General features: G+C 69.4%; 18 protein-coding genes. 10 read left to right on the top strand and 8 right to left on the bottom strand.

The window, feature by feature from the left end; translation table 11 throughout:
• On the bottom strand, positions 1 to 1,016 hold a 1,016-nt coding region (locus BST38_RS06465; RefSeq protein ID WP_133057210.1), incomplete at its 3' end, for a DUF222 domain-containing protein.
• Positions 1,017 to 1,167: 151 nt separating this feature from the next.
• On the opposite strand from BST38_RS06465, the gene BST38_RS06470 reads away from it, so the two are divergent.
• Both BST38_RS06470 and BST38_RS06475 read left to right on the top strand, forming a co-directional pair.
• The gene (locus tag BST38_RS06470; protein ID WP_083142456.1) at positions 1,168 to 1,470 is read left to right on the top strand and encodes a hypothetical protein; all 303 of its coding nucleotides are present in this window, start codon (positions 1,168 to 1,170) and stop codon (positions 1,468 to 1,470) included.
• Positions 1,471 to 1,537: 67 nt separating this feature from the next.
• Complete coding sequence (locus tag BST38_RS06475; protein WP_083142457.1) at positions 1,538 to 2,926, top strand: aspartate aminotransferase family protein; 1,389 nt, start codon at positions 1,538 to 1,540, stop codon at positions 2,924 to 2,926.
• Positions 2,927 to 2,928: 2 nt separating this feature from the next.
• On the opposite strand, the gene BST38_RS06480 is transcribed toward BST38_RS06475, so the two are convergent.
• Positions 2,929 to 3,558 (bottom strand): hypothetical protein, encoded by a 630-nt coding sequence (locus tag BST38_RS06480; protein ID WP_083142458.1) that lies wholly within the window; start codon positions 3,556 to 3,558, stop codon positions 2,929 to 2,931.
• 124 nt (positions 3,559 to 3,682) lie between these two features.
• On the opposite strand from BST38_RS06480, the gene BST38_RS06485 reads away from it, so the two are divergent.
• Positions 3,683 to 4,126: a hypothetical protein gene (locus BST38_RS06485; protein ID WP_083142459.1), complete on the top strand. Its 444-nt coding sequence runs from the start codon at positions 3,683 to 3,685 to the stop codon at positions 4,124 to 4,126.
• A gap of 93 nt (positions 4,127 to 4,219) precedes the next feature.
• Positions 4,220 to 4,987, top strand: a complete 768-nt coding sequence (locus BST38_RS06490) for an SDR family NAD(P)-dependent oxidoreductase (RefSeq protein ID WP_083142460.1) — start codon at positions 4,220 to 4,222, stop codon at positions 4,985 to 4,987.
• On the opposite strand, the gene BST38_RS06495 is transcribed toward BST38_RS06490, so the two are convergent.
• Positions 4,953 to 6,587 carry a GGDEF domain-containing protein gene (locus tag BST38_RS06495; protein WP_083142461.1) on the bottom strand — a complete coding sequence of 545 codons (1,635 nt, stop codon included), beginning with the start codon at positions 6,585 to 6,587 and terminating at the stop codon, positions 4,953 to 4,955. The two genes, BST38_RS06490 and BST38_RS06495, sit on opposite strands and share 35 nt — an antisense overlap.
• A 110-nt stretch (positions 6,588 to 6,697) precedes the next feature.
• Here BST38_RS06495 and BST38_RS06500 point away from each other — a divergent pair, with 110 nt between their 5' ends.
• Positions 6,698 to 7,720, top strand: coding sequence for a CobW family GTP-binding protein (locus tag BST38_RS06500; protein WP_083142462.1), 1,023 nt, complete (start codon positions 6,698 to 6,700; stop codon positions 7,718 to 7,720).
• Between the two features lies 1 nt (position 7,721).
• Here the strand turns inward: BST38_RS06500 and BST38_RS06505 are convergent, their stop codons facing one another.
• On the bottom strand, positions 7,722 to 8,273 hold the full coding sequence (locus BST38_RS06505) for a DUF1697 domain-containing protein (RefSeq protein ID WP_083142463.1): 552 nt from the start codon (positions 8,271 to 8,273) through the stop codon (positions 7,722 to 7,724).
• Positions 8,274 to 8,302: 29 nt separating this feature from the next.
• Here BST38_RS06505 and BST38_RS06510 point away from each other — a divergent pair, with 29 nt between their 5' ends.
• Positions 8,303 to 8,692 (top strand): DUF2237 family protein, encoded by a 390-nt coding sequence (locus BST38_RS06510; RefSeq protein WP_083142464.1) that lies wholly within the window; start codon positions 8,303 to 8,305, stop codon positions 8,690 to 8,692.
• Positions 8,693 to 8,726: 34 nt separating this feature from the next.
• Positions 8,727 to 9,242, top strand: a complete 516-nt coding sequence (locus tag BST38_RS06515) for a DUF4333 domain-containing protein (protein ID WP_083142465.1) — start codon at positions 8,727 to 8,729, stop codon at positions 9,240 to 9,242.
• On the opposite strand, the gene BST38_RS06520 is transcribed toward BST38_RS06515, so the two are convergent.
• Together BST38_RS06520 and oxc are read right to left on the bottom strand one after the other, a co-directional pair.
• Positions 9,185 to 10,573, bottom strand: a complete 1,389-nt coding sequence (locus BST38_RS06520; RefSeq protein ID WP_083142466.1) for an AMP-binding protein — start codon at positions 10,571 to 10,573, stop codon at positions 9,185 to 9,187. The two genes, BST38_RS06515 and BST38_RS06520, sit on opposite strands and share 58 nt — an antisense overlap.
• Positions 10,570 to 12,270: an oxalyl-CoA decarboxylase gene (gene oxc, locus BST38_RS06525; protein WP_083142467.1), complete on the bottom strand. Its 1,701-nt coding sequence runs from the start codon at positions 12,268 to 12,270 to the stop codon at positions 10,570 to 10,572. Before oxc ends, BST38_RS06520 begins: the two co-directional genes overlap by 4 nt.
• Before the next feature lie 109 nt (positions 12,271 to 12,379).
• Between oxc and BST38_RS06530 the strand changes: the two genes are divergently transcribed.
• Positions 12,380 to 13,027: an MOSC domain-containing protein gene (locus BST38_RS06530; protein ID WP_083142468.1), complete on the top strand. Its 648-nt coding sequence runs from the start codon at positions 12,380 to 12,382 to the stop codon at positions 13,025 to 13,027.
• Here the strand turns inward: BST38_RS06530 and BST38_RS06535 are convergent.
• Together BST38_RS06535 and BST38_RS06540 are read right to left on the bottom strand one after the other, a co-directional pair.
• Positions 13,024 to 13,461: a DUF302 domain-containing protein gene (locus BST38_RS06535; protein WP_237160685.1), complete on the bottom strand. Its 438-nt coding sequence runs from the start codon at positions 13,459 to 13,461 to the stop codon at positions 13,024 to 13,026. The genes BST38_RS06530 and BST38_RS06535 overlap by 4 nt on opposite strands.
• Positions 13,458 to 14,366, bottom strand: a complete 909-nt coding sequence (locus BST38_RS06540; protein ID WP_237160686.1) for an NmrA family NAD(P)-binding protein — start codon at positions 14,364 to 14,366, stop codon at positions 13,458 to 13,460. The genes BST38_RS06535 and BST38_RS06540 overlap by 4 nt, the downstream gene beginning before the upstream one ends.
• Positions 14,367 to 14,431: 65 nt before the next feature.
• Here BST38_RS06540 and BST38_RS06545 point away from each other — a divergent pair, with 65 nt between their 5' ends.
• Positions 14,432 to 15,031: a TetR/AcrR family transcriptional regulator gene (locus tag BST38_RS06545; protein ID WP_083142470.1), complete on the top strand. Its 600-nt coding sequence runs from the start codon at positions 14,432 to 14,434 to the stop codon at positions 15,029 to 15,031.
• Positions 15,032 to 15,097: 66 nt separating this feature from the next.
• On the top strand, positions 15,098 to 16,273 hold the full coding sequence (locus tag BST38_RS06550; protein WP_083142744.1) for a mechanosensitive ion channel family protein: 1,176 nt from the start codon (positions 15,098 to 15,100) through the stop codon (positions 16,271 to 16,273).
• Positions 16,274 to 16,347: the final 74 nt, after the last annotated feature.

The raw sequence follows: 16,347 nt of genomic DNA on the forward strand, positions 1-16,347 counted from the left end.
GCGAGCTCGCGCACCAACTGCGCGTCGATGATCCCGTACCCGGCCAAATACCCCGGAGCATCACTGTGCCCGGCGACGGTGTCAGCGGCGGCGACCACGTTCAGCACCACCTGCCGCCCCAACACCGACACCGGCCCCGGCCCCGGCGGTGCCGGCGCGGGGATCGGCGATGTCGGCGCGGGGATCGGCGGTGCCGGCGCGGGAATCGGCTCGGCCCCGGCCGGCTCGGCGGGTTCGGTGGTGGCCGGCCGGTCGTGGTGAGCCTCAGCGGGTGGGATCACGATCGCCTGGGGGCAGCCCGGATCCCCACACCCACAACCAAAACCACGGCCGGTATTGAGCGCATCGAACACATCAGCACGACGCTGAGTCAGACTGCGCGGATCTGCCGGACACACCGCTTTGGCCAGCATGCTCCACCGGGCATCCATCGCCGCGCCCTGCGCCGCCGACATCCGCGCCCGCACCGCGGCCATCCCGTCCAACCCCGCAGCCACCGTGACCCGACGCTCATCGAAGGCAGCCTGGCGGCGCCGCTTGATCGCCGCGGCATCAACCTCGGCGACCAACCCGTCGACGGCATCACGGACCAACCTGCGCGACCACCGTGCCCACCCGCGGATCCGCTCCGCCAACGCCGCATCCAGACGCGCCATGTGCTGCTCGGCCACCAGATCGGTGCGCTCGACCACCACCAGCACCGTCGGATAGTCGACCTCCCCGGCAGCCAACAACGCCGCCACCGCCGGCAGCCGGGTATGCAACACATCCGCCTGATGAACCAACTCCCGCGCCCGCGCCGACGGCAACCGCAACGCCGCCCCCACCTCGACCACCGTGCGCTCGAACGCCGTGATCAACGACCGCACATCAGCCTCACGGTCGACCTCCTCGACGGTGCGCCGCTGCAACAACTCCGCAATCCCCGCCGACGCCGCCGCCATCCCCACCGCGACCTGACGATACGAATCAGCCACCCCCGACACGACCCGCCCATCAGACCAACCATCGAACATGCGTTCGATGGTACCCCGTACCCCTGACATGCCGACGCACCTATTCGTGCCACCGGCCGATCAATCTCTGCCAACTGAAATGAACCTGCTGAACTGCGGGTTTAACCGGTCAGAACACCAGGAAGCACCACCGCAGGGAAGAAGAACGATCATGAAGAAGCTGACCATCGCCACCACCGCCGCCGCCGCGCTGTCCGCTGGATTCCTGGGCCTGGCCACCCCCGCACTGGCCGCCCCGTCCGGCACCGGAGACGCCCAGGCGACCATCGCCCAGCTCGAATCTCAGGGCAACCGGGTCATCGTCCACAAGCTGTCCGCCACGCCCCTCAAGGACGCCAACGTCGTCGGGGTGAACCGCGGCCCCGCGATCCGCGGCACCGTCCAGGACAACTTCAACGACCGGCTGTACCAGAACACCATCACCGGCCACGTCTACTACGTCAACGTCCGCTGATTCGCGCGAATCTGTGAGTTCCCCGGCGTCATTTCCGCTTCTGACGTCGGGGATCTACGGTTTAAGCGTGTTGAACGAAACGCTTGAAGAACTCCTTCCCAACGGCCTGACCGTCGAGGCGGCCCGCGCGGAGGCCGCTCGTACCTACGAGCTCGATCGGGCCCACGTATTCCATTCGTGGTCAGCACAGGCCGAGATCACGCCGATGACGATCACCGCATCGGAGGGCTGCTACGTCTGGGACGGCAACGGCAACAAGCTGCTCGACTTTTCGTCGATGCTGGTCAACACGAACATCGGTCATCAGCACCCGAAGGTGGTCGCCGCAATCGCCGATCAGGCCGCCAAGCTCTGCACGGTCGCGCCGCAGCATGCCAACGACGCCCGCTCCGAGGCCGCCCGGCTGATCGCCGAGCGCACCCCGGGCGACCTGAACCGGATCTTCTTCACCAACGCCGGCGCCGACGCCGTCGAACACGCCGTGCGGATGGCGCGACTGCACACCGGCCGTTACAAGGTGCTGTCCCGGTACCGCTCGTATCACGGCGGCACCGAGACCGCGATCAATCTGACCGGCGACCCGCGCCGCTGGCCCAACGACCACGGCAACGCCGGCGTCGTGCACTTCTTCGGCCCGTTCCTGTACCGCTCGCAGTTCCACGCCACCACCGAGGCCGAGGAATCCGAGCGTGCTCTCAAGCACCTGCACGACACCATCAAGATGGAAGGGCCGAGCACGATCGCGGCCATCATCCTGGAGTCGATCCCCGGCACGGCCGGCATCATGGTGCCGCCGCCGGGGTACATCGCCGGCGTGCGTGAGATCTGCGACGAGTACGGCATCGTGTTCATCGCCGACGAGGTGATGGCGGGCTTCGGCCGTAGCGGAAAGTGGTTCTCCATCAACCACTTCGACGTGGTTCCCGACCTGCTGACGTTCGCCAAGGGGGTCAACTCCGGCTACGTCCCGCTCGGCGGCGTGGCGATCAGCCCCGCGATCGCGGAGACCTTCGCCCACCGCGCCTACCCGGGCGGGCTGACCTACTCCGGCCACCCGCTGGCCTGCGCCGCCGCGGTCGCGACCATCAACACGATGGCCGAGGAGGGCATCGTCGAGAACGCCGCGAAGATCGGCGCCGAGGTCATCGGGCCCGGCCTGGCCGAGCTCGCCGCCAAGCACCGCAGCGTCGGCGAGGTTCGCGGGGCCGGCGTGTTCTGGGCCGTCGAACTGGTCTCCGACCAGCAGACCCGCGAGCCGCTGGCACCCTACGGAAGCTCCAGCGCCGCAATGAATTCCGTGATCGCGGAATGCAAGAAGCTGGGCCTGCTGCCGTTCGCGAACTACAACCGCATCCACGTGGTGCCGCCGTGCACCATCACCGCGGAGCAGGCCCGCGACGGTCTGGCCATCCTGGACCGGGCCCTCGACGTCGCCGACGCGGCCGCGCGGCAATAGGGTCAGCCCAGCTCTCCGCTGATACCTCGCTCCAACTCGGCGCGGGCTCGTTCGGGCAGCACGATCAGCCCGTCGAGCTCGCGCCGTGCGAGTCCGTAGGCCCGCTCGCGCTCCTGCCGGGTCGCCGCGTCGTCGGATGCCACCAGCAGCAGCCGTTGCGCCCGGGCGATCCGCTCCTGTTCGCCCGCCGAGAAATCGGTGCGGCGCCGCCGGATCGCCTCGGTCTCGGCGATGTCGAACGCCGCGGCGTATTCCTGCACCGCATCCATGTATTCGCGGGCCGCATCGCGGTCGTGAACCAGCTCGGCGACGTCGGCCGGGCGCAGGAAGTCGGCGCGCAGCTTCGCGCGGTGGAACCGCTGCGTCAGAGCATCCCGCATATCCGTCATCAGCGGGAAATCCAGCAGTTTCGCGACGTCGAGTTCATATTCGAGCCAGCGGGTATCTGTTCTGTCGTGTTCCTCGACCGCGCGGCCGACGATGCGCCGCTGGGTGGTGTCTGTTTGCTGCGTCGGCAACTGCGGCGGGGTTTTCGATCTCGCGGCCTTGATCGCGCGGTACGTCGCGTAGCCCGCACCGGCCAGCGGCAGCAGGATGAGCAACAGTTCCACGAGCCGTATGACCAGTCCCACACCGACAGCATGCCTCAGCGCTCATTTAGAAAACCTTCATAACTCAAGTGGTTTCAACGGCGCGCCACGCGGCAACCTCTCTGTCATGCGATACAAGACATCTGCTCTAGGAATTTTCGGACCTATGCTCTTCGCGGGCGCCGCGGCGACTGCCATCGCAACCGCGCCCCTGACCTTCGCGCAGCCGGCTCCGCCGCCGTGCTTCAACGCTGACGGCACGCCGTGCGCCGACATCGGAACCGTCGGCCCCGGCGGCGCGGCCGGTGCGGTCCCCGGTGGCCCGGGTGGCGTTGCCGGACCGGGCGGCGCTGCGGGCGTGATCCCCGGCGGCCCCGCCGGCGAGGCCGGCCCCGGTGGCGTCAGCGGCAGCACCAACCCCGGTGGCGTCAGCGGTGCCGCAGGACCCGACGGCGCGACCGGTGCCATTCCGGGCGGCCCGGCGGGCACCGCCGGACCGGGCGGCGTTGCGGGCAGCACCAATCCGGGTGGCGTCAGCGGCGCTGCCGGACCTGACGGCGTGTCGGGCTGTATCCCGAACGTCGGCTGCGCCACCATCCCGGTCGGCTGACCGCGTGACCATCTGACCCCCTGACCCCTCTACCGCTCGAGAGGCCGGACCATGCGGTCCGGCCTTTCGGCGTGCCCGGATACGGTTGCCGGCATGGACACACAGCTGCTGGACGGTCGGACGGTCATCATCACCGGCGGTGCGCGGGGAGTCGGCAAGGGCATCGCCACCGCCGTCGCGCTGCGCGGTGCGTCGGTGCTGCTCGTCGACCGCGACGAAGCCCTGCTGGACCAGACCGCCCATGTGCTGCGCGACGCCGGACATCCGGTCGCGACACTGACCGCGGACTTACGCGACAACGGCTGCGCCGAAAGGATTGTCCGTACCGCCGTCGACACGTTCGGCTCGGTGCACGGGCTGGTGAACAACGCGATCGCGACCAACGAGCCGAAGCCGTTCCAGGAGATCACCAGGGAGGACTACGACCTCGTCTTCGACGTCGGCCCACGCGCGACGTTCGAGCTGATGCAGGCGGTCTACCCAGTCTTCGCCGCCAACGGCGGTGGCAGCATCGTCAACCTCGGATCGGGTTCGGGCACAAGCGGTCTGCCGAAGTTCGGGGCCTACGGCGCCGCCAAGGAGGCGATTCGCGGGATGTCGAAGGTCGCCGCACTGGAATGGGGCAAGATCGGCATCCGGGTCAACGTGGTGTGCCCGTACGCCGAGACCGAGAGCATCACCGTGTGGCGCGAGTGGGATCCGAAGACCTACGAGCGCACCGTGCGCTCGGTTCCGTTGGGACGCTTGGGCGATGTCACCTCCGACATCGGGCCCGCGGTGGCCTTCCTGTTGGGTGACGAGGCGAAGTTCGTGACCGCTCAGACCCTCATGCTCGACGGTGGCGCGGCCGGCTTCCGCTGAGCCGAGAAACACAGTAGGCCGCGAGCACCTGGGCCATCGCTGCGATATCGAAGAGCTGCTGGTACCCGTCATGGGAGAAGAACTCGATCAGGTAGCAGGTCTGTCCCGCCGGGACGCCGACGCCGAGCACCGCCTTGTATCCGAGCCGGCCGAGCAGCGCGGTCTCCGCGGGGTCCGATCCCTCCAGCCCGGCTGCGGCGACAAACCATGTGCCCTCCCGTACCGCGCGCGCCGTGGCCGGATAGTCCTTCAGCGAGTAGACCGGCGGGCCGAGTTCGGTCAGCACCGACAGCCCCGAATCCGGCCGCAAGACGGCGTCGACGCTGCGCACCGACCGCAGCGAATCGTGATTCTCGCCGCATTCGGAGATCGACCAGGCCGCGGTACCGATGACCTGCTGCACCTGCAGCGCAAGGATCTCCAGCGCCGCCAGGATCGTCAAGTCATCTTGGTGGTCCAGGATTCGCACCATGATTCCCGGAAGATCCTCGGCGCCAGGCGGTTTGATCGCATTGCGGTCGCGGCTGTCGATGCCGCCCTGCACCACCGAGGTGGTCACCCCGGTGCTGAACCGCGCCGGGCCCTGGCGCTTGGCCTCCCGCAGCGCGGCGTCCGCGGCCGCGATCAGCTGGTCACCGCTGCGGATGTCGCGGCCCACCGCGGCGGCACCCCACGACATCGTCACGTCACTGTCGAGTGTCGCGCGGATGGCCTTGGTGGCGTCCATCGCGAACACCTGCGCCGCCGCCAGGGTGGCGTCCGGTAGCAGCACACAGAACTCGTCGCCACCCAGCCGCGCAGCGACCGCGCCGTCGATGGAGCTCGTCAATCGGCTCAGTCCCGACGCGACGCTGCGCAGGATCTGGTCCCCCGCCGGATGCCCGTCCCGGTCGTTGATCCGCTTGAAGCCGTCCAGGTCACACACCAGAGCCACCGGATATGCTGTGGCCCAGTCGATCTGATCGAGATGCCGGTCCAGTGCCCGCCTGTTCGCGATGCCGGTCAGCGGGTCCTCGAACGCATAGCGCCACACCGTGGTCAGTAGCTCGGAGCGGCCGATCGCCAGCGCGGTCTGCGCGGCGATCGCCTGCAGCAGCAGAATGTCGCTGTCACCGAAACGGCGCCCGTTGGTGCCGGTGGCCCACAACGTCCCCCACATCGACTCCCCGACCATGACGGGTACCGCCAGCTCGCTCTCCTTGCCGAGATGGGTCAGCAATTGCCGCGACTCCTCCGGGCAGGCATCGTCCTCGACCGCGTTCACGTAGGAGACGCCCTTCGCGAGCTTGGTGTTGATGCTCGAATCGGGCGTGATCTCGTACAGGTCGTCCTGCGGCCAGCGCTGCTCGTCGGCGGCGAGCGCACCGGAATTGTGCAGGATCCGCAACGCGGCCAGGTCCCGCTCCAGCCGGCAGATCGACAACGTGGTGGCGTCCAGCGCCGCGCGGGCCTGCTCGGCGATGACCTCGAGCACCTCGTCGAAGTAGTGCGCCCGCAGCACCGCATCCGAGATGCGCAGCAGAGCGTGCAGGACGGGGATCTCGGTGGCAGCGTCGCGCTCTGGAGCGTGGTCGAAGTCCCCCGCTGTAGCACCCTGCACGCGCCTTGCCCCCCATACGCCAGACGAATGTGGCGCGAAGCGCCATATTACCGACCGGACAGGCACGCCGGGCGGTATGTGCACATCCCGTCCCGGTAACCTGCCCTGCTGTGCAGCCGATACCCGTCATCGCGCTGACCGGCTATCTCGGCGCGGGCAAAACCACGTTGCTCAACCATGTGCTCCGCAGCCCCAATGCCAGGATCGGCGTGGTCATCAACGACTTCGGCGAACTCAATGTGGACGCCGGACTGGTGACCGGGCAGGTCGACGAGCCGGCGTCGATCGCCGGCGGCTGCATCTGCTGTCTGCCCGACGAGGGCGGGTTGGACGTCGCGCTGGAGCGCCTGGCCGACCCGAAGTTGCGGCTCGACGCGATCATCGTCGAATCGAGCGGGCTCGCCGACCCGGTCGCGGTGTCACGCATCATCCGGTTCAGCGGGGTCGACGGAGTCCGACCCGGGGGTGTCGTCGACGTGCTCGACGCCGCCACCCACTTCGACACCGTCGACCGGGACGCGGCCCCGCCCGCCCGTTACGGCGCCGCGACGCTCGTGGTGGTGAACAAGCTCGATCAGGTCCCCGCCGCCGGCCGTGCCGAGGCGCTCCGCCGGATCGAGAGCCGGGTGCACGAGGTGAACCCGCACGCCCACGTCGTCGGCGCGACGGCCGGACGGATCGATCCGGCCCTGCTCTACGACATCGCGGCGGCCGAACCGGAGAGCGGGCAACTGTCGCTTCGTGAGCTGTTCTTCGACGCGGACCCACACGAGCACGACCACGACCACGTCCACGCGGACTCGGTGACCGTGCGCAGCGACGGCTGCGTCGACCCTGCGGCGGTGCTCGACGTGCTCGACGACCCGCCGCCCGGGGCCTACCGGATGAAGGGCACGATCGCGGTGCGCTACCGCTCCACCACGCGCCGCTACACCGTCAACGTGGTCGGCCCGACCGTGCACGTCGCCGACGCCCCGGCCCGCGCCGAGGCCAACAGTCTGGTCGCCATCGGGATGGGCCTGGACACCGCCGCGGTGCGGGACCGCCTGCGGGACGCGCTGGCGCCGGTCACCGGAACCACTGCCGCCCAGGGAATCCGGCGTCTCCAGCGGTACCGCAAGCTCAGTATCTGAGTCAGTTCGACCCGTCCAGGATCTCCGCCATCTTCGTCGTCGTCGCCCAGTTCCGGATCGTCATCAGCCGGTACTGCGGGGTTCCGACGATCCGGTTCATCTTGCTCTTGGTCCGTTCGGCGCTGAGCCGGGTGAAGTACACGACGCCGGGCCCCGGCCACGCCTCGTCGACACCGTCGCGCAGCTGGACCACCTCCATCGCCTCCTCGGCGGTCAGCGGCGCCTTGAGGAAGACCACGTCGCGGTGGTGGTCGTCGGCGCGCGCGACGAACTCCGAGGGGGCGTCGCCGACGATCGCGCGCATCTCGCGGTGGGAGCGCACGACCACCACCGGGAGGCTCTCCAGCCGGTCGGCCAGCAGCTCTTCGATGGCGGGTTCCAAGGTCTTTCGCGACCCGCCGAACTCGAACGCGACGTTCCCGGACTGGATGTAGGTGGTGACGCCGGCGAACCCGGCATCGGTGAACACCGCACGCAGATCGGCCATCGAGATCATGTTGCGGCCGCCGACGTTGATCCCGCGCAGGAAAGCCGCATACCGTGTCGACCCCATGCCGGGCGACGCTACGCGATACTGGGCTGATGGAGGAGCGAAACGTCCTGGGCGGACCGTTGGAGCCTTGCGGCACCGAACCTTTGACCGGTTTCTACCGTGACGGATGTTGCAGCACCGGCGACGAGGACCTGGGCAGGCACACCATCTGCGGCGTCGTCACCGCGGAGTTCCTGGCGCATCAGCGCTCCATCGGCAACGACCTGTCCACCCCGATGCCGGCCTACCGGTTTCCCGGCCTGGTGCCGGGCGACCGGTGGTGCGTCACCGCACGGAACTGGCTGCGCGCACATCAGGACGGACACGCCTGCCCGGTCGTGCTCGCGTCGACCCACGAGCGCACCCTCGACACCGTGCCCTTGGAGATCCTTCGCCGATACGCCGTCGATGTCCCCGATGACCTGGCAGATCTCCAGTAGACGCGGACCCCGCGCCTCTTTACGATCCTGATTCATGGTGAAAACCCTGTGGATCTCCTGCGGCGCCGCGCTGACGATGACCGCATGCTCGTTCTCGATCGGCGGGGGCCTCGACTACCAGAAGCTCGAGGACGAGATCACCAAGGAACTCGACAGCAGCTACTCCTCGATCGGCCAGCAGGTCTCCAGCCTGGAGTGCCCCGAGCGGTCACCGAGCCCGAAGAAGGGCGACACGCTGGAGTGCACCGCCGACGTCGGTGGCCAGACGGTGCGTGTCGCGGCGACCATCAAGGACGACGACTACAACGTCGACTTCGAGACCAAGGACACGCTCTACGATCTGCCGTCGGCCGCGCAGACGCTGGCCGACGAGGTCTCCAACAAGATGGGCTTCGAGGTCACGGTGGACTGTGGCGACGGGTTGAAGGCCGTCGAGGTGGGCGCGACGTTCGACTGTGTGGCCGCCGATCCCGAGGGTGAGACCCGCACACTTCAGGTCACTGCCGCGCCGGTCGGCGAAAGTGACAGCTGGGAGTTGCTCGAGGAGTGAGCCAGCGCGGCGCGGTCGATGTCGCCCTTGGCGGTCAGCGGTAACGCGTCGACGATCGAGACGTGCTCGGGCACTTCGTACTTCGCGAGCCGCCCGCGGCAGCCCGCGATGAGCTCACCGGTGGTCAGCCGGATGCCCGGTGTCGCGACGACGGCGGCGCCGACCCGCTCGCCGTACACAGGGTCAGGCAGCGGGAAGACGGCTGCCTGCGCGACGCCGGGGCATCCGGCGAGTATCTGTTCCACCCGTTCCGGCGAGATCTTCTCGCCGCCGCAGTTGATGATGTTCTTGATCCGGCCGGTGACGGACAGGTTCCCACTGGCGTCGATGACGCCGAGATCGCCTGTGCGTAACCACCCGTCGACGAAGGTGCCGCTGCTGAGCGCCGGGTCGCCGAGGTAGCCGCGGGCGATGGCCGGGCCGGTGACCCAGACCTCGCCGTCGACGATTCTGGCCGTCGCCGCGGCGGGCGTGCCGACGCTCCGGCGGCGCACGTCGGCGGAATCGGCGAGCGTGCAGCCGCTGACGTGGTGGGTTGCCTCGGTCATGCCGTACGCGGGAAGCACCGGCACCCCGAACGCGGACTCCAGACCGGCCGCGGTCTCGGGTGCCAGCGGTGCGCTGCAGCTGCGCACGAAACGCAGCGCGGCGGTGGCCCTGGCGGTGTCACCCGGTCGAATATCTCTGGTGCTCAACGCGATCCGATGAATCGTCGGGACGGCGGAGTACCAGGTGGCGGCCGCGGCGGCCAGGTCGTCGCGGAAGGTGTGCGCGCTGAACCGGCCCGCGGCGGGCAGCAGCACTGTGCCGCCGACGGTCAGGCTGGTCAGCAGCGTCGCGATCAGGCCGTGGCCGTGGAACAGCGGCATCGCCGCGACCGTCGAATCGGCCGCGCTGAGTCCGTAGGTGCGGGCGATCGTGGCCGTCGATGCGGTGATCGCCTGCCGGGTCCACGGCACCATCTTCGGGATTCCGGTGGTGCCCGAGGTGAACATGACCATCACGTCGTCGTCGGTGAGACCGCCGGGTCCGCCGTGCCGCAGGCTGCCGAGCAGGTCGAGCCGCTGCCGGGTGCCGGCCTGCGGCAGCGCGGGGTCCATCGGCGCGACGATCAGACCGGCGTGGACCGCACCGAGCAGGTCGACGACGAACTCGGCGGCGTTGGCGGCGGTCACCGCGACGACGTCGCCGCGGCGGAACCCGCGGTCGGTGTAGGCCCGGGCGGCCCCGGACACCGCGGCGTCGAGTTGTCCGTAGGTGATCGTTTCCCTTGCGGCGCCGACGATCAGCGCGGTGGATCGGGGCGGATGAACGCTCAGGTCGACGGTCATGCCGGCTCCTTCACGACGGTCGGGTTCAGGTTGGTCAGATGTCCGCTCTCGGTCCCGTCGGCCGGGTCGATCAGGCAGTCGAGCAACGCGGGCCTGCCCGACGTGATCGCGGTCTGCAGCGCGGCCTCGAGCTCGTTCGGTGTCGTGACGAAATAGCCGTCGGCGCCGAAGGATTCGGCGAGCCGGTGATATCGGGTCGATTGCAGCAGCCGGGTCGGCGCAGGATCGTCGGTCACCGGGTTGGCGTCGTCGCCGCGGTAGATGCCGCCGTTGTTGAACACCACGACGGTGACCGGAAGCCGGTACCGGCAGATGGTCTCCATCTCCATCCCGGAGAAGCCGAAGGCGCTGTCCCCTTCGATCGCCACCACCGGCGCCCCGGTCTCGACGGCCGCGGCGATCGCGTAGCCGAGGCCGACGCCCATCACCCCCCAGGTGCCGGAGTCGAGTCGGTGCCGTGGGACGTACATGTCGACGACGTTGCGGGTCAGGTCGAGGGTGTTCGCGCCCTCGTTGACGAGGTAGACCTCGCGGTGGTGTGACAAGCGGTGGTGTGACAACACGTCGCGTACCGCGCGCAGTGCCGGGTAAAAGCCCATCGGCCCGGTCCCGGTGTCGGCGACCAGCCGCGCGGCCATCTTCACTTTGTTCTCAACGACTTTCGCGTGCAGCAGGCCGCGCCACGGGGGCGGTGCGGCGATCCCCGGCGTGGCCGGGTGGCGGTTGAGCGCGTCCATCACGGATCCGACGTCCCCGAGCAGCGGGGCCGCGATGGGCTGGTTGCTGTCCAGCTCCGACGGGTCGATCTCGACCTGGATGAACTGCGCGTCCGGATTCCATTGCGGCGCCTCGCCGTGGCCGAGCAGCCAGTTCAGCCGCGCGCCGACGAGCATCACCACGTCGGCCTGCCGCATCGCCAGCGATCGGGCCGCGGCCACCGACTGGGGATGGTCGTCGGGCAGCAGCCCCTTGGCCATCGACATCGGCAGGTACGGGATCCCGGTGGTCTCGACGAAGCGCCGGATCGCGTCGTCCGCGCGGGCGTAGGCGGCGCCCTTGCCCAGCACGATCAGCGGGCGCCGCGCGCCGGCGAGCAGCGTGACGGCACGCTCGACGGCGTCGGGCGCGGGAAGCTGGCGCGGCGCCGGATCCACGACGCACCGCAGCGACGCCGCGCCGATCTCGTCGTCGACGACCTCGGCGAGCACGGCGGCGGGGATGTCGAGATAGACGCCGCCGGGGCGGCCCGACGTCGCAGTGCGGATCGCCCGGGCAACCGCCAGACCGATGTCGGCGGGACGGTCGACCCGGTACGCCGCTTTCGCCAGGGACCGGGCGACCGCGTACTGGTCCAGTTCCTCGTAGTCGCCGCGGCCCAGGTCCACCACCGCGCGGTCACCGGAGCCGGCGATCTGGATCATCGGGAAGCAGTTGGTGGTCGCGTTGGCCAGCGCCACCAGCCCGTTGAGAAATCCCGGGCCCGACACCGTCATGCACACCCCGGGCCTGCCGGTCAGGAATCCGGCGGCCGCCGCGGCGTGCCCGGCCGCGCTCTCGTGCCGGAAGCCGAGGAAGCGGATGCCGCTCGCCTGGGCCAGCCGAGCCACATCGGTGATCGGGATCCCGACCACGCCGTAGATCGCCGACACGCCGTTGAGCCTCAGCGCGTCGACGACGAGATGTGCACCGTCGGTCATCACTTCAGCCTGGCCCCGGGCGTGCCCGATGTCTCCGGCGCTGGCCGCCAATCCGGCTACCTGCTAGCTGGTAGGAAGAAGCTCGCCGGCGATGCGGTTAGCTTCGGGTATGGCATCGGTACTGACGGTCAACACGGCGCTCACCCCGGTCGATCTGGGACGGCGCCGCTCCGGGATCGACAAGCGGCCCAGCACCGACCCGCTGGAGGTGCGCGCCCCCGGCCCCCGCAAGGGCGGTCTGGGCAGCGGTGTCGTCGGCGATTCGGTCTGCGACAGCAAGCACCACGGGGGCGACGACCAGGCGGTGTACGCGTACTCCCGTGAGGATCTCGACCGCTGGGAGGCCGAGCTGGACCGCGAGCTGACCAACGGCATGTTCGGCGAGAACATCACGACGGCCGGGGTGGATCTGACGAATCTGCTCATCGGCGAGCGGTGGGCGGTCGGCGAGGACGGCCTGGTGCTCGAGGTGACCAGTCCGCGCACGCCGTGCCAGACGTTCGTGAAATGGCTCGGGATCCCGGGCTGGATCAAGACGTTCACCGCGATGGGCCATCCCGGCGCGTACTTCCGGGTGATCGAACCGGGGACGATGCGCGCCGGCGACCGCATCGAGGTGATCTCGCGGCCGGAGCACGACGTCACGATCAGCATGGTGTTCCGTGCGCTGATGGGCGAGTCCGCGCTGTACCCCACGCTTGCGCCCGCCACCGCGCTGCCCGACAAGATCAAGGCCCAGGTCGCCAAGCGCAGTTAGGACTCTCCGGTGAGCTGCCCGATCAACGCGTCCAGCAGGTCGTCGAGATAGCGCCCCACCGCGGAGATCTCGGGGCGACCGTAGCTGTCGAACAGCGAGCTGGGCTGGTCCACCGTGAACGTCGTGGTGCTGTCGGCGCCGACGTAGATCAGTGTCCGCAGTGGGGCGTGCAGCATCACGGCGGGGTCGTGCCGGTACATCCGGGCGGCGATCGCGTGGTTCCCCATCAGGTACTGCGTGGCGCGCCACGGCACGCCGGTCGCGGCCATCACCGCGTCGACGTCGCCGCGGTAGTAGCGCCGGAACCCGTCGTCCGCCGTCACGCCCGCATAGTCGACCTCGGGCACCAGCGTCTCGTACCGCGCGATGACGTCGTGGTAGCTGCCCGGCGCCGTGATCACCAGCCGGCGAGTGGTGTGCTCGACGGTGCTCACCGGAAGCTCGCGGCGTTGTCCCACAGGAACTCTCGCAGTCCTACAGGTTGTCTGCCGATCCATCCGGCGATGGTCGCCGCATCGGCGGCCATCGCGGGACCGCCACCGGCGACCACCTGGCCGACCGACGAGATGTGTTGCGCCATGGCCGTGTTCACCACTTCGCCGGGACGCGCGGCGGCGGCGTCCTCCAGTTCCCGGCGCCACTGTTCGGCGCTGACCGGTTGGTAGACGACCGGACGTCCCAGGAGTTCGGTGAGCAGACCGGCGATCTGGTCGTGGCTGAGCATCTCGGTGCCGCCCGGGTAGACGACCGGCCCGGTGAAGCGCTCGGGATGCAGGATCGCCGCGACCGCGATCTCGGCGGCGTCCCGGCCGCTGATCCACGGCACCGGTCCCGGGCCGAACGAGTTCCGGATCGTGCCGTCCCTGCGGACCGTGCCGGCGTGCAACACCGGGACGTTCTCGTGAAACAACGCGCTGACCCGCAGGATCAGCAGGTCCAGGCCCGCCCACTCCAGGACCTGCTCGGCGAGCCACTGGGCCTGCCCGAGCAGGCTCGGATGGGCGTGATGGGCCGGCCCCATCGACATCACCACGGTCCTCGGGGACGTGCCGGCCTCCAGGACCGCCGATGCGTAGTGCGCCGCGGCGGGCACGACGCCCGCGGCGATCGGATACGTGAAGTAGACGGTGTCGATTCCGGACAGGGCCGGCACCAGGGTGCGCCGGTCGGTGAGGTCGCCGACGGCGATCTCGGCCCCCATCTCGACGAGGCGCTGCGCCCGTTCGTCACGGCCCCGGACCAGCGCCCGCACGGGTCTGCCCTCCTCCAGCAGGCGTCGAACGAGGTACTGCCCGGTGCTTCCATGTCGGCCGGTGGCGCCGAAGACGAGGACGGTCACGATCGGCGACGGTACCGCCGATCGAACCGAAAGTAAACCGATCGGTGTAGTTGTATGCTGACGCGGTGCCGAACTCCGAGGTCAAACCCAGGCGCGGCGGACGTGGCGCCCGCGACCGGATCCTGCGCGCGGCCACCGACCTGTTCTACCGGGAGGGCATCCACGCCACCGGGGTGGAGAAGCTGTCCCAGTCCGCCGAGGTGTCGAAACGGACCTTCTATCAACACTTTCCGAGTAAGACAGCCCTCATCGAGGACTACCTTCGCGGAATCGACGAACGCGGCGGCACACCGCTGGAACGGCGCCTCGACGCGGAGGACACCAGCCCCGGGGACCGGTTGCTGGCGATCTTCGACGCGGTGCCCTTCGACGCGATGGCGGCACCCCGATTCCGGGGCTGTCCGTTCCACAACGCGGCGGTGGAATCCGCCGGTGAACTCGCCGGCGTCGACGAGATCGTGCGCGCCCACAAACACCGCTTCGCGCAGCGGTTGGCCGCCGTCGCGGCCGAGGCCGGCGCCGAACACCCAACGGAGTTGGCCCAGCAACTGCTCGTGCTGTTCGAGGGCGGCACCGCGCTGGCGACCTCGCTCGACGATCCCGCACCTCTGGCGCACGCCCGGTCCGCGGCGGAGGTCCTGCTCGCCCGCTCCGGTGTGAGCTGAGTCCCATCTGAGCGAATCGGCGTCCGGGAGGTGTCCGAGGCCGGTGAGCCGGGAACGCAACCCAGCATGGAGGACGCCACCAGCCTCGAATCCGCCACACATTTCGCCACGGACGCCGCCTGGATCGCGGGCGCCGTCGCCATCGCCTATGCCGTCGGTCTCGCCGTGACCTGGCTGCTGCAACGCCTCGGCAGGCGCAGCCTGCTGATGCACGACACCGCCATGTTGACCCGGATGCCACTACGGGCGACCCTCGTGCTGATCGCCGCGTCGACGGCGGTGCGCCGCACCGTCGACATCGGCGCCAGTTGGCGCGGCTGGGTGGATCATGCCCTGGTGATCGCGCTGATCGCGTCCTTCACCTGGATGCTCGCCCGCCTGGTCCGCGTCGCCGAACGCCAGGTGATCACCCGGTTCGCCGGCGGCGACGAAGGGCTGACCGACGCCGACCGGCACCGCCGCAAGATCAAGACGCAGGTGCTGACGCTGCGCCGTATCGCGGTCGCGATCGTCGTACTGCTCGGCGGCGCGGCAGCGTTGATGACGTTCCCGTCGTTCAGCGACATCGGCAAGACGCTGTTCGCGTCCGCCGGTGTGCTGACCGTCGTCGCGGGCCTGGCGGCCCAGACCTCCCTCGGCTCGGTGTTTGCCGGCATCCAGATCGCGTTCTCTGACGCGATCCGCGTAGGCGACGTCGTCGTGCTCGAAGACGAGTGGGGCCGCATCGAGGAGATCACGCTGACCTACGTTGTGGTCCGGCTGTGGGACGAACGCCGGTTGGTGCTGCCGTGCACGTACTTCACCAGCACCCCGTTCCAGAACTGGACGCGCAACGCGACCGAGCTGCTCGGCACCGCCGAACTCGACGTCGATTTCACCGTGCCGTTCGACGCGATGCGTGCCGAGATGGATCGCCTGCTGCGGGCCAACCCGAAGTGGGACGGCCGTGCGGGCGTCCTGCAGGTCACCGACGCCGTCGACGGGCTGGTGCGGGTGCGCATGCTGGTCAGCGCCAAGGACGCGGGACAGTTGTTCGACCTGCGCTGCGACATCCGTGAGGGCATGGTGTCCTGGCTGCAACGCACCAACCCCGGCGCGCTGCCGCGCCGGCGCATCGAGCACGAGAGTTCCGCCGACAGGGAGATGCAGGGGGAAGCCGCGGCTCGCGGTAAGCCGCAGGCGGACTCCGGCCTGTTCAGCGGTAGCGCGACCGCCGAGCGCCGCGGACGGGTCTTCAGCTAGTCCAGTTCGGCTGTCCCTGAGCACAACCCTTGGCCGGTGGGGCGGCCCGGGGAATGCTTTCGGCGAGGTCCGCC

Origin of the sequence: Mycolicibacterium parafortuitum (genome assembly GCF_002086815.1) — a bacterium.
Lineage (GTDB): Bacteria > Actinomycetota > Actinomycetes > Mycobacteriales > Mycobacteriaceae > Mycobacterium > Mycobacterium parafortuitum.